The sequence below is a fragment of the Nitrosomonas sp. genome (genome assembly GCF_022842015.1).
In the GTDB taxonomy this organism is placed as follows: domain Bacteria; phylum Pseudomonadota; class Gammaproteobacteria; order Burkholderiales; family Nitrosomonadaceae; genus Nitrosomonas.
In genome coordinates this window covers 33,243-47,537 of sequence record NZ_JALHQJ010000004.1, presented here as the reverse complement: position 1 = coordinate 47,537, position 14,295 = coordinate 33,243, and the positions used below count along the sequence as shown (strand labels likewise).

The following is a 14,295-nucleotide window of genomic DNA, read 5'->3' as shown; positions in this document are numbered from 1 at the left end:
AGCTAAGAAAATAATTCTATTTCTCCACCACTTTCAACCTTGCGCAAACGTTGACTATAATCTTTCTCACGCTGGGAAATAGTCACGTTACGAATATCCCGTAATTTCTTTACCATTACCTTATTGTTTTTTGGAAAGAAATAGACCTTACGAGGAAATATATCAACTAAATCTTGCGCTACAACTTTTATTTTTTCGGTTTGTAAAAACTTCAAAACAAAATCTGCATTCCTCTGCCCGATATTTACAACCGTCAACCCATCCAAAACATTACCACCACCGAATACTTTAGCCTCGAGGTTACATCTGCGAGCGCCCAATTTGAGTAGCTGGTTGATCAATATTTCCATTGCATACGTACCATAACGAGCTGAAGCATTTAACGGACTACCTATGTCCGCACCACCATCTGGAAGCATAAAATGATTCATACCACCGATACCGCTATAACAATCACGTATACAAGCTGCTACACATGAGCCGAGCACAGTTACCAAGAGCATGTCTTTATCAGTGACATAGTATTCACCTGGTAACAATTTGACTGCTTGATGGTTAAAGCTTTTGTCAAAATATAAATTGCTCGCAATTTGCTCATCAAGGATCTCAACCATATTATTATCTCTGCCGATTAGTTAATTCATAAACAGTCTTCTCACGCAACTTAAATAAATCAATAGCATGTTGAAAGCTTTCAGAATGACCAGCAAACAACAATCCGTCAGGAGCTAGCAATGGCACAAATTTCTTCAGAATTTTGTATTGTGTCTGTTTATCAAAATAGATCATTACATTACGGCAAAATATCGCATCAAATGGGCCTCGAATGGGCCAGTTATCATTAAGCAAATTCAATTGCCGAAACGTAATCAAATTTTGTAACTCGGGACAAACCTTTACTGATCCAGCATGAGAGCCTTTACCTTTTAAAAAAAACTGTTTAAGTTTTTCCTTAGGTAGTTTTTCTAACTTGTCCAGTGAATAAATACCCATTTGGGCTTTCGCCAATACATTTGTATCCAAATCCGTCGCCAGAATATGTACGGGAGGAGTATATGATTTAAACGCCTGCACCATTGCCATCGCCATTGAGTATGGCTCTTCGCCAGTAGATGAGGCACTACACCAAAGTTGAATTTTGTTGTGACTTTTTCGCTTCTCTACGTGCCTCTCGAGAATGGGAAAATGATGCTGTTCGCGGAAGAAAGCCGTAAGATTCGTTGTCAAAGCATTTGTAAACGCCTCCCACTCTTCCGAATTCCCACGTTCTAAATAGTCCAAATATTCATCAAAACTATCAAAGCCCGTCGCACGCAATCTTCTGGCAAGTCGGCTATACACCATGTTCTGCTTACCTATAGAAAGAGAGATACCCGCATGCCTATATATCAGCTTTCTAACTCGGTCAAAATCACTCTGAGTAAAATTATATTCGCGCGTTTTACTTTCAGGGCCATCTTCGGTATCTGTAATCAATCCCATAATTCCCATCCACAAACAAAATAAAATAAAATGCCATTTTGCGATAACCGTTTACAGTATCAATATCTTCTTATTCAATTCCTTCACTTCCTCATATATCGAACTAATATACTTTTCCTTAATCCCTCGAGATCATAAACACCAAACTGGCGCATCTACTATGCTCGTTGACAAGCCTGGCACTTGTATTGGTAGAATATAAAAAGAATTTTTTCAAAAAATAGATTTTGGGATTCTCCTTAATTTCAAGTAAACAGAAAATCACCTTAAATAACAAAGTTATTGATTAGTCCGGTACACTACCTCATCATTCATTCCCAAGCCAACAATGTATTCGGCATCAGTCTCTATAACCCAATCTAGGGTAAGGGCGCAGCTGATCCGCTTCCAAACTGATCACATTACATGTTCTGCCACACTTTAGATACCCAGTAAACCGACTATAATCAACATCTCCCAAACTTCAAGTTTTCCACTGTTCATACCTGTTCTGACATAAAATACCGATAAGCCGCGCATCATAAATAAGTAATGAATTTCCTATACGAGCTCTTGCTGTGATGCCATTACTAAAGCTGCGGTATCAAGAATAAGCGCAACTTTGCCATCACCCATAATAGTCGCGCCCGAAGCTCCCTGAACTCTGCGGTAATTACTCTCAAGGCTTTTGATAACGACCTGATGCTGTCCAACCAGGTCATCCACAAATAACGCTGCTTTATGTCCTTCAGCCTCAAGAATGACAAGAATTCCTTTATGAATCTCTGTTACGCTAGGACGCAAATTGAAAAACTCATGCAATGCAATCACTGGGAGATATTCACCTCTCACTTGTACCACGCGCCCTTTCCCACTCACTGTTTTAATATCAGTGGCCATCGGTTGCAATGACTCGGTTATATAATTTAATGGCACAATAAACATTTGGTCTCCAACAACCACAGATAATCCATCAAGTATGGCCAGCGTTAGTGGCAAACGAATGGATATGCGCGTACCAGATCCAAGCGTCGATTCAATATCGATACGCCCCCCCATGCTCTGTATATTGCGTTTCACCACATCCATGCCAACACCTCGACCTGACACGTCTGTAACCTGATCTGCTGTTGAAAAACCAGCCTCAAAAATCAACAACCAGACTTCTTGATCTGTCATTGCATCATGTACAGGTAATCCACGTTCTCTTGCTTTGGCAAGAATTTTCCCTCTATTTAGTCCTGCGCCATCATCACTAACCTCGATAACAATACTCCCTCCCTGGTGAAAAGCTCGCAGGGTTATTGTGCCCTGTGCTGGCTTACCAGCAGCCACACGTTTTTCAGCTACTTCTACACCGTGATCCAGGCTATTTCTGACTAAGTGTGTTAAAGGATCAGCAATTTTCTCAATTAACCCTTTATCAAGTTCTGTATTCTCACCAACAGTCCTCAACTCCACACGCTTATTCAGTTTCGCAGCCAAATCACGAACAACTCGCGGATATCGGCTAAATACAAAGCTGATTGGCATCATACGGATTGACATCACAGATTCTTGCAAATCTCGTGTATTTCGCTCTAACTGACTCATTCCGCTGTACAACTTCTCGAACAGTACCGGATCATACTGAGAAGCTGTCTGAGCAAGCATTGCTTGAGTAATGACCAGCTCTCCGACTAAATTAATCATTTGATCAACTTTTTCTATGCTGACTCTGATAGATGAAGTTTCACTAGCCGCCGCGATATTAGCTTTCCCGGAAGATTTATTGATGACTTGAGATTCATTTTTGCTACTACCTGTATCCGGCAACTGTGTCCGGTCAAAACCAATATCTGAGTCTTCTACATCCTTCGGTGCAGCGGGTGCCCCAGGGAAAAACCCATAACCTGGAGCAGGTGGCATCCTATACTTTAGCGTATCTTCTTCTGCTAAAAATTCTGTATTACTAACTAATCCATTAAGGGTTTCAATTTCTGTTGCCTTAACTCGAGCACTGTCAAATGTAACTGCTTTAATTTCAAGGCTTGTGGGGTCAACCACAAATACCAAAGTTTCCCAAACATCTTCTTCGCTACTACTTGTAGTCAATACTAATTTATAACGCTCCTCCGCATTTACAGGCGTAAGATTTTCCAGATTACCCATTCCCTGCAAATTAGCGAGTAAATTCTCAATTGTGGCACTACTCAAATCTGCACTGGAAAATTCGATACTAAAACTAAGTCGTGTGACAGCATTTTCTTGAGAAATTTTTTCTGCCATTGACTCTGCATCAGTCCCCTCCGACGCTGATTTGGCTTCATCGTCATAAACAATTACTTTTATATCTTCTACCGATACAGCCTCCTGCGCGTTCTCACTTAATTTCTTAAGTTCCTCGCAAACTGCTTCAGCAGCAGCAGGATCAGCTTGCCCTTCTCCACGATGTCCCGCCAGCTGTGCTTTGATAACATCTCCAGCCCCTAAAAAAGCATCGATCATCTCGCTACGTACTTTAAGCTCGCCCTTCCGCAATCTATCAAGCAGTGTTTCCAACATATGCGTCATCTCCGTCATATCTGTAAAACCAAATGTACCCGCTCCACCCTTAATAGAATGAGCAGCACGAAATATAGCGTTTAAGTCTTCCAAATCCGGCGAATTTACATCGAGCCTAAGTAAGCATGCCTCCATGTCCGCAAGTAACTCTGAGGATTCCTCAAAAAATATTTCATAAAATTGCTCGAGATCTGTACTCATAGGAAGCCCTATTTCAAGTTGAATTGTTTGGCTTGCGGTATAAAGAAAGAAACTAAGTAATGAAGGAATAACAAAACACTTACCCTTTGGGATTAAAAATTATTTAAGTCTATTAATCTGCTTAAAAATATTAACCTCTAACTAATAACTTTACCGATTACTTCCAATAATCGTTTGGGATCAAACGGTTTCACTAGCCAGCCAGTTGCCCCTGCCGCTCTACCTTTTGCTTTCATTTCATCACCGGATTCTGTGGTCAGTATCAAGATAGGAATATTTTTGTATTGAGCCAATTTTCGCAGCAACTCAAGTAGCTTTAATCCATCCATGCGTGGCATATTGATGTCAGTTAATATTAGATTAACTTGATAATGACTCGCCTTATCGAAAGCATCTTGACCATCAACTGCTTCAATGACCTCATAACCTGCGCCTTTAAGCGTAAAAGCCACCATCTGCCGAATTGAAGCAGAATCATCCACTGCAAGTATTGTCTTGGCCATTTACTTAGCTCCTTTACTGATAATATTAATTTGCTTGATAAAAAATTGCCTACCAAGCATTTTGCTAAAAAAGCTCAATATCGCCCATTTTCATTCCTTGCTGCACTACTGGCTTCTTTTTACCCTTATTTTTTACTTCATTAACTGCCTTATTAATACTTGAATGTGTTGAATTCAAGGCTCTTTTCTCAGCTTTTCCCTGCAAACTACCTTGTCGATCAATACCCCGCAACTCATCGCTCAACATTTCCACTTGACGCGCGGTATGCGCGAGTAATTGTGCAACTAAATCACCGAATTGTAAGGAAGTGATTACCGCCTCTAACTCTTGTTCGATTCGATTAGCAATTAACATTTGTTTTTCCAATAATTCATTAATAGAATGTCTTTCTTCAGGAGTAACCATTCTTTCAATCGCCAGAACCATCTCGTGATGAGATCCTGTTAATTTACTTATATATCTGAAGTTACATACTAAATTGTTGGCTGCGTCACTAACTAATCTTTCCGCTTGGTTTAAATCTCCCTTAATGCCTATAAGATACTCGCTGGCAGTGTTATTGCATATAACCCCATCCTTATCTTCCAGCACCAATTTATCTTCTGCTTTATTATCAAGCTTGTCGCTAGCTGATTGCAGCTCAGTCATCATCTTTTCCTCGCCACTTGTTTTTTCAGAGCTATTGACGCAATCGTCCGAGACATTAATCTATATTTTTATTATGCGAACACATAAACTTTACCGCTAAATTTTGCAAATTCATTAAGTTAAAAACATGAGTATGAGTATCTTTTTCGCACCAATATCTTTCTTTAATATAAAGCACTAGCGTCATAACATTTAACAACTTTAATTCCACGCTCACCCCAAGAATCTAGTAGATCTATGAAATAAGTGACATGGAGTCGACAGTCACGAATAAAGCGAATATCTCAGTAAAGTTCTTCGAAAATTACACAACTTCAATAAAATCCCTAGTAATATATATTAGTTACATATCAATGCTAAAACTTAAAAATACATTTAACCACATGAAAAATACAGTTCAATTGGCAACTTCACCGATCCGATTAGTCCATCCAATTGCTTGCATTTCAATATCCGCCAATTCACTCAAACTCAGAAAACCAAGTTCAACCAATATCAATTGAATGACAGCAACTTCCCCTCTCTCATTAGCCTCTATTAACTTCAATTCTTGTCCCAATCGTCCTTCCCGGTTTAATAATGCCTGACTCATATCATCTGGAATTCCCAACTTGTCGACAATCTGCTGCATCTCAATACCAAGTAGCACATTGAGCAAAGATAATATTCCTACCATAAATGCTCTTTCTTGATGATTCTTATCGTGAGGACGCTCCGCTGTTGCAATCAATTCCATTAATTTACCCCGTGCAGCAGCAGTTTGCATTAATGCATTAGACATATTCTCATTAGACTGATCAGCTGTATAAAGCAACAGTTGCACCCACCTTTGCAACTGTTTTCGTCCCATTATCATAATCGCATGTTTGATTGAGTTGATTTTTTGTGGCAATCCACTTGCCACAGAATTCACCATGCGCATCAAGTTATAACTGAGCCCAGGTTGATGCTTAAACTCCTTCTCTATTTCTTCAATGTCACCATCACCCATTACTAACGTCAGTAATTTTAATAGCGACAATTTTCCTGGGTCAGCTCGCTTAACCGACAACACCTCAGGTTTTGCAAAATAGAACCCCTGAAACATCTGAAATCCAAGTTGCATGCAATTGCTTTCTTGTTCGCGAGTTTCCACTTTTAGCGCTAAAAGCAATACTGGCCAACGATTCAACTCAGTTACCAGTTTAGAAAGCTCATTTTTCTCAAGTTCAAGTACATTTACCTTGACTACGCTGACCAATGGTAGCAATTGCTCGACTTTCTCATTCATCGCGACCACACTATCTAGTGCAAATTGATACCCTTTCTGTTTTAACTCGCTACATCGCCGCATAAAATCTGCCGTCACAGCTACTGTCTCTTTTAATTCGAGAACAACATGTTTGCTTGGCAACAGACTAATAATGTCGCTCATAACTAATTCTGGATCCGCATTGATAAAACCTCTTTGCTTGCCTAATACATTCTGAATACCCAATTGACAGTATGCATTGATGATGACATTTGCGGACGCAGATAAGTCATTAATAATACTTGCTTTTTCATCATATTCTTCTTGCCTAAAAAGTAATTCAAAGGCCACCAAATTTTGATTACGATCTAGAATAGGCTGTCGCCCAAGAAAAAAACCTTCCATTTATTCCCTCACATTAACCAAACGATACAAAGAAACGTTTAAACACACCGGTTCCATTGTTTGCTCCACTTGCTCCACTAGTTTTATTCATCACAAACAAACGTATTTCACAGGGATTAATATATTGAATTATGATTTGTTCCTCATATACTTCCCAAGTTCTCAGTTAGGTCAAGGCAGGAATTGCCCGATTCTTCCCAGCTCGTTTTGCCTGATAAAGTGCTTTATCAGCACGGCTTATAACTGAATTTTGATGCTCTCCAAACGAACGAAGTGCAACGCCAGCACTAAAAGTTACAGGCATTGATTGATTATCGATTTGTAAAGAAAAATTTTTTCCCAAATTATTTTGTAACCGCTGAATGATAGTTAATGCATCTTCAAGCTCAACTTCGGGCAATAAAATCACAAACTCCTCTCCGCCAAAACGTGCAACGATATCGGAAGGTCGTAATGTTTCCTTAGCAACAGTGACTAAGTTTATTAGTACACTATCCCCATATTGATGGCCAAAATTGTCATTAATTTTCTTAAAATTATCTAGATCAATCAGAACCACCCCCAACGATTGTGCATTTCTGTCGGCACGCGCTGCCTCACGTTTAAAAATTTCATCAAGACCACGACGATTGAATGCACCCGTCATTTGATCTGTCTGCACAAGCCCCCGCAGTTGTTCCAATTCACCTTTCAATAATTCAATCTTTCGTTCTGCCCGTTTTACCTGCTCCTGCGCAGCAAAAACCTCATCACTAAATTTCAACCCTCGAGTCTCAGATAACACGACATCCAGAATTCGAATGATCTCATCAGCATTACGTGTTTTACGGATTTGATCAGCGTAACGTTCTACTTGCTTATAATAATCTTCAGAATCAATCATAGGTTTGTGCTCACTTCTAATAGCTTTAGTCGATTTAACCAATCTCAACATTCTTTTTTGTTTATGATTAATGGCCTCTTGCATTGCTATCCTCCTAAATTGACAACATTAGATGCAGATTAAGCCAGTAGGGGAAATTCGTTGGATTGCGAAGGAGAACCCATCCTGGTATGGACTGCCATGTCTGCAAAGTTAACAGAACTCATCCAGAACGGATTTAAAGAATAAAAAGGGAAATCGGTACTATTTATCCATAAGAACAGCTTATGTGCTAATTAACTCAGATTTCCCATTAGAAACTTGCCAATGACGAGAAACCAATAACACAAGCAATCTTAATCAAACTGATTGGGAATAAAGAATTTCAAACATACGTGATGATGATTTATTGAAACTCTAGTATATTCAATAGGTTTTCCTAATGGGGAATCGGGACTTAACAATGGCTAAGCAATTCATTCTGCCTCGAGAATTAGATTCTTACCACCTTTTTTTGCACGATACAAAGCTTCATCCGCACGCTTAAAGACACTTTCTTGTGATTCTTCTGGCCGGAGCCGGGCAACACCCGCACTAAATGTAATTAGCAAGCGCTTATTTTCATGCAGAAAAAATTTCTTAGTTAAATTCCGTCGTATTCTAGATACTATCTGAACCGCTTCCTCTAGCTTAGTATTAGGAAGCAAAATCACAAATTCTTCACCGCCATATCGTGACACGATATCTTCTGGGCGCGTCGTATCCTTAACAGACTCCACCAAGTATTTCAAGGCATCATCACCTACTTTATGGCCGTGCGTATCATTGAGTTGTTTGAAATTATCGATATCCAGCAGTGCATAACATAATGGATGCTCATGACGTATCGAACGAGAGGCTTCTCGCTCAAAGGCAGTATCCAAGCCACGCCGGTTAAGTATCCCGGTCAAATGATCTTCATGAACTTTCTCACCCATCTCAACCAACTTGGTTTCAAGCTGGTCGATTTTATTCTGTGCAAAACTGACCTCTGCACGAGCAGCAAGAAAATCACGACGATAATTTAATGCGCTTGTTTGCATCTGCTTGGTTTCTTCCACAATCAATCCAAGCAATTGATTAAGTTCTTTAATATCATCAGTATTACTAATTCTTTGCGAATATTGCTCCAGCTTAACCTGATACTCTCCCGTAGTATCACTCAACTCTTCGATATTTGTAATCAGAGAAGTCACCATGAGCTTCAACGTCGTCTTGGCCTCATTCAGGTTATGTCTGATTATTTCCTGCCTTTGTGCTATCTCCTCTATATAATGCTCAGCTTGTTCTATGACCTGAAGATCTAAGGGTCTGGATATAGTGTCACGCAGTTTATTAAGCCGCACTCCAACCCATTGATCCTCGGCTAACAACTCACCAGTACTATCCATAAACATATTGAGTAATTTCAGTAAGCCTTTCTTCAACTTAAGTCCATTTTCCCCATATGCATCGAATTTTCTGCAAAAATTCTGAAAATCAACCGTAAATCCTTCTACGTCTGATTTATTTTGAATCTTACGCACTTGGTTTGCCAGTATTTTTGCTTCTTCATTTAGAACAATATCTTCAATTTGTCGAGCGACCACATGCTCTAATATCTGAGACATTAACTCCAATAGTTGATCTGCAAAATGCCCAAAGGTAAGATTCTGTTCTAAAACGACTTGCGATGTTCGAGAGTCTTGTGGTATTAAATCAACTTGCAACAAAGAACTCTTTACTTGCACATCCTCGGATGATTCTTGAATAGTGGGCGCTAACATTCCCCAAGAATCGATCAATGCCTTCAGCTTGATGTGCAATTGATTTGAATCTTTTGAAAACTTAGTAAGCACTCGATTAACACCGTCTCTTTTTTTCGCAATTGTCAGCCTGCCTTGCTTGTTCTCCAAATGTTTCAACAATGCCTCGATCGTGCCTCCCCAAACTGCTGTGGAATCAATTAATTCATTAGCTTGGCTCAACTCTTGATTCCTTGATGCCGGAATTAAAGGGTCGATGCTAGTTTCTGAATTTCCAGAAATCTGAAGATACAGTTTGTGGTAATTTTCTGGAGTTGGCTGAATTCTTTGCGAGGCAAGTTGCCGCAGCGTTTCGCGAGCAATAGTAAGTGGATTAGAATCTTTAAATTGTTTCATATTAATCGGTCAAAATTAAACATAATGAATCAGTAATCCTGGGACTAAAAAATATCGACTCATTCGAAAAAAAATTAAACTAATTGCAGTAACATCTTTAACTAGGAAATCAATCTACCAATTTATTCTTTATTGCATAGCGAATTATCTCTGAATTGTTTGTCAGTTTGAGTTTCTCCAATAATCGCGCACGATAAACACTCACTGTTTTAGGACTCAGAAACATCTCAGACGATATTTCAGACAAAGTTTTACCGGCTGCAATAAAACACAATGTTTGATACTCTCGATCGGACAAAGTAGCATGAAGGGGTTTATCGATATCAGAGTTAATAATATTAGCAAGTTCTTGTGCGACAACAGGGCTAACATACTTATCTCCCGCCGCGACTTGCCGAATAGCCACTACCAGTTGCGCAGGTGCGCTTTGTTTATTTAGATAACCCGATGCGCCCGCTTTTAATGCACGAATAGCAAACTCGTGTTCATTGTGCATACTAAGCATTAATACTGACAAATTTGGCCTATCTTTCTTTATCTGCTTCAAAATCTCAATACCATTTCTATCGGGTAGAGATATGTCCAACAACATGACATTGAAGTCTTGTTGCCGTGCAATTTTGATTGCTTGAAAACCCGTTTCTGCCTCCCCAGTCACCTTAATATCGTCAGTTTCACTGAGTATCTGTTTCAAACCTTGACGAACAATTGCATGATCATCGGCAATCATTACACTAATCATGTATACCTCCAGCTATTTAAAGCCGAGAAATTTGCTTTCCCTTCTTAATGGGCTCCGAGTGCGGGAACTCTCTAAACTTATTATTTAAATCACATGCTTGCTCAGAATCATATTCTGGATCCCCAGTCGGTATCAAAATGGTCACCTTAGTTCCTTTTTCTGATTCTCCAGAAATATGAAAATTTCCCTTTAATTGCAGGCATCGTTCACGCATTCCCCGTATTCCAAATGAATCTTGCTTGTCCATATCAATTTCAGTAATGCCGCACCCATTATCCATCACATCAAGTAAAATCAAGCCTTTCAATTCGACAAGCTTTACCTGAATGCGTGATGCATTGGCATGTTTGGAAATATTTGTCAGCGTTTCCTGGAATACCCGAAAAATCGCTATGGCCAAATCCGAATCTAAAGATATTTCATCATTGTCGCATGATACTCTGCAAACAATACCGGTACGATCACTAAATTCTTTTGCTTGCCATTGCACAGCGGCAACGATCCCACAATCAAGAATTCCAGGGCGCAAATCAAGCGAAATCCGTCTAGTACTATCGATTACACGATCCACTAGTGATTCAATAGATTTCGCTTTCTGTTGATAAAATTCGAGCTTTCTTGCTGTCTTATCCATACAAGGAAGTAACTCACATTTAATGGCAGTTAATGTCCCACCGATGTCATCGTGAATTTCGCGTGCAATTCGGGCTCGCTCCTGTTCTTTAACTTTCTGCAAATATGAGGATAGCTCGGCCAGCTGTTCACGCGAACGTGCAATCTCGCGCTCAGCCAGCTTATTGCGGGTAATGTTTATCATAATGCCATCCCACAACATCGCTCCATCAAGCATTCTTCTGGGCGTTGCACGTAAACTAACCCATTTAATATCACTGTCTCCTTTTACTTGAATACAGCCCTCCCAGTTCCAGGTTGAAAGTTGCTCGGCAGATGTCATCATAAGTTGACGATAAGATTCTTTGTCCTCAGGCAGAATTAATTCCGGGAAAAGTTCTGGGCTGCTCATTAGCTTCTGGGGTGATAGCCCCAGTAGTGTTTCGCTTGCATCACTGACATATGGGAAACTAGCTTTATTATTCTTACCCAACTGAAACTGAAACACGACTCCGGGAAGATTAGATGTAATAGCTTGAAAAAGCGCTTCACTTTTTTGTAGCGCAGCTTGAGCAGTAATAAGACGCTGATAATTCTTTACTTCACGCAAACTACGTCTGATTACCGGCACCAATCTAGCAAGATTGGCCTTCATCATAAAATCATATGCGCCTAAAGCCATGATATTTTCAGCCGCTTCTTCACCGATATCACTGGAAACGATGATTAAAGGTATATCCAATCCTTGATTTTTTATCAATTTGATTACGTCGCACGCATTAAGTCGCGGTGAAGCATAATCAGATAGAATCACATTCCAATCCTGGAGCCTCAGAGCCTCTTGCAAATCGTCAGCCGTAGCAACGCACAGATAGTCTGTTTGAAAACCACTGTGTGATAGTATTTTCAGAACCGCAGCAGCATCCTTTGCAGAATACTCAATCAACAATATTTTTAACTTCTCTTCATCGACCATCTCAGTCCCTCATTGATTGAAGCCGATATAAACTTAAGAATTAGGTTGAAAAATTAACCATCTGAATTAATTCTATATTCTACAGAGTGACTTCACCTTTAGAAAGTAATTTATATCACGAATAACTGTTACTAACCAACCAAATAGATAAAACACAAAAAAGCAAATCTCTAAACTTTCCAAAATCAATTCCGATAACTGCAATCAACGGTGCTTGCCTTTCTTCTTGGATTGCGAGGAAGTCACCACCGTAATTTAAATTAAAGATTTATCCGCCCAAGGTTTTTATACCTTTCAGGATTGCGGACAAACCAACTGGCAATAATGCCAAATGTAAATTAGGAGAACCCAAATGTCTCAAGTTATAAATTCAAACATCGCTTCGCTGACTGCACAACGTAACCTTAACTCATCAGCGTCATCACTCAACACATCACTAGAACGTTTATCTTCTGGATTGAGAATAAACAGCGCTAAGGATGATGCTGCGGGCCTGGCTATTTCAGAAAGAATGACTTCACAAATCCGTGGTTTAAACCAAGCTGTACGTAACGCAAACGATGGCATTTCACTGTCACAAACTGCTGAAGGTGCGCTGAGTGAAATCGGCAACAACCTGCAGCGTATTCGTGAGCTGGCTGTACAATCTTCCAATGCTACCAACAGTGCCAGTGATCGCACTGCACTACAAGCCGAAGCTTCACAATTAATTTCTGAAATATCTCGCGTTGCCAGCCAAACCCAGTTTAACGGCACGAATTTACTGGATGGTTCTTTTCAGAATCAGAGCTTCCAAGTTGGCGCTAATGCTGGCCAAAGCATCGATATTACAAAAATCAATGATGCGCGCGCTTCTGCACTCGGCAGCCATACCTTAGCCACTAGCGGTACAGCAATGAATGCCGTTGCTGTCGGCGATATCGCCAGCTTGACCAACGCTGTACTCGCAGAAACCGATCTCACCCTTACCACTGCAGATGGCGGCACAACGAGCGCAATTACTTATGCTGCGGGTACAGCAGGATCGTTGACCACTACCGGTGGAGCCAGAGAAGTTGCTGCTGCTATCAACAGTGCAGCAAGTGGTATCGGAATAACCGCCACCGCAAGTAACAGTACGACCCTAAGTAGCCTGAGTGCGGCTGGTACGGTTTCATTCAGCATCAATGGACAGGCGATTTCGACATCGGTTACTGATCAGAATGACCTGAGCAGTGTAGTTTCTGCCATCAACGGTGTTCAGGCCACTAGCGGTGTCACAGCTAGCTTCACCAGCGCCAGTTCGAAAACGAGCATTACCCTCAGCACGACGGATGGGCGCAATATTGTTCTGAGTAACTTCGCGAACAGCACCGCTGGTAACGATACAGTCAGCTTCGGTGGCTCGACTCTGACGGAAGGCGCTGCTGCTACCATCTCTGCCGTGAAAACTGGTACTGTCTCGCTTTCCAGTGCCAAAGGCGCGATCTCGACAGCCAACGCTAATGCTTCTGCATTTTCAATTGCTGGCGTAAATAACAGCACATTTTCTTCGGTAGCGGCGCTAAGCCTATCGTCTGTAGCGGGCTCACAAGCTGCACTCACCTCAGTGGATGCAGCATTGGCCCAAATCAATTCATCCCGCGCCGACTTAGGTTCATATCAGAATCGTTTCAGCTCAACCGTCGCGAATCTGCAAAGCACTTCTGAGAATCTTTCAGCTTCGCGTAGCCGGATTCAGGATGCCGACTTCGCCGCTGAAACAGCCAACATGACACGTGGTCAGATTTTGCAACAAGCAGGTGTAGCGATTCTTGCACAAGCAAATTCCTTACCCAATAATGTTCTATCACTGTTACGTTAAGCAATCCGTAACAAATGATGCAACGCATTAAATAAAGCTGATAGTACGCGGGATTATCAAGAAAAACTCCCGCGTACGTTTCAACT

11 protein-coding genes are annotated in these 14,295 nt (G+C 40.7%); 1 reads left to right on the top strand and 10 read right to left on the bottom strand.

All coding sequences use genetic code 11. From position 1 onward, the window contains the following. Window positions 1-2: 2 nt before the first annotated feature. The 10 genes from cheD to Q0C11_RS01435 all read right to left on the bottom strand — a co-directional run bounded on the left by cheD (window position 3) and on the right by Q0C11_RS01435 (window position 12,366). Entirely contained in the window at window positions 3-614 is a 612-nt protein-coding gene (gene cheD / locus Q0C11_RS01480; protein WP_293005115.1) for a chemoreceptor glutamine deamidase CheD, read from the bottom strand. A 4-nt stretch (window positions 615-618) separates the two neighbouring features. After that, window positions 619-1,482, bottom strand: a complete 864-nt coding sequence (locus Q0C11_RS01475) for a CheR family methyltransferase (protein WP_293005113.1) — start codon at window positions 1,480-1,482, stop codon at window positions 619-621. Between the two features lie 540 nt (window positions 1,483-2,022). Continuing rightward, a complete protein-coding gene (cheA, locus tag Q0C11_RS01470; RefSeq protein ID WP_293005111.1) occupies window positions 2,023-4,206 on the bottom strand; it encodes a chemotaxis protein CheA in 2,184 nt (727 codons plus the stop codon). Window positions 4,207-4,343: 137 nt separating this feature from the next. Further along, a complete protein-coding gene (locus tag Q0C11_RS01465) occupies window positions 4,344-4,709 on the bottom strand; it encodes a response regulator (protein ID WP_293005109.1) in 366 nt (121 codons plus the stop codon). 64 nt (window positions 4,710-4,773) lie between these two features. After that, entirely contained in the window at window positions 4,774-5,361 is a 588-nt protein-coding gene (locus tag Q0C11_RS01460; RefSeq protein WP_293005107.1) for a hypothetical protein, read from the bottom strand. A gap of 394 nt (window positions 5,362-5,755) precedes the next feature. Continuing rightward, window positions 5,756-6,994: an EAL and HDOD domain-containing protein gene (locus Q0C11_RS01455; protein WP_293005106.1), complete on the bottom strand. Its 1,239-nt coding sequence runs from the start codon at window positions 6,992-6,994 to the stop codon at window positions 5,756-5,758. Between the two features lie 166 nt (window positions 6,995-7,160). Next, entirely contained in the window at window positions 7,161-7,877 is a 717-nt protein-coding gene (locus Q0C11_RS01450) for a GGDEF domain-containing protein (RefSeq protein WP_293005105.1), read from the bottom strand. Between the two features lie 455 nt (window positions 7,878-8,332). After that, window positions 8,333-10,036: a GGDEF domain-containing protein gene (locus Q0C11_RS01445; protein ID WP_293005104.1), complete on the bottom strand. Its 1,704-nt coding sequence runs from the start codon at window positions 10,034-10,036 to the stop codon at window positions 8,333-8,335. A 109-nt stretch (window positions 10,037-10,145) separates the two neighbouring features. Beyond that, window positions 10,146-10,778, bottom strand: a complete 633-nt coding sequence (locus Q0C11_RS01440; protein WP_293005102.1) for a response regulator transcription factor — start codon at window positions 10,776-10,778, stop codon at window positions 10,146-10,148. Window positions 10,779-10,794: 16 nt separating this feature from the next. Continuing rightward, complete coding sequence (locus tag Q0C11_RS01435; protein ID WP_293005100.1) at window positions 10,795-12,366, bottom strand: histidine kinase; 1,572 nt, start codon at window positions 12,364-12,366, stop codon at window positions 10,795-10,797. Between the two features lie 352 nt (window positions 12,367-12,718). On the opposite strand from Q0C11_RS01435, the gene Q0C11_RS01430 reads away from it, so the two are divergent. Continuing rightward, window positions 12,719-14,209, top strand: a complete 1,491-nt coding sequence (locus tag Q0C11_RS01430) for a flagellin (protein ID WP_293005098.1) — start codon at window positions 12,719-12,721, stop codon at window positions 14,207-14,209. The last annotated feature ends 86 nt before the right edge of the window (window positions 14,210-14,295 follow it).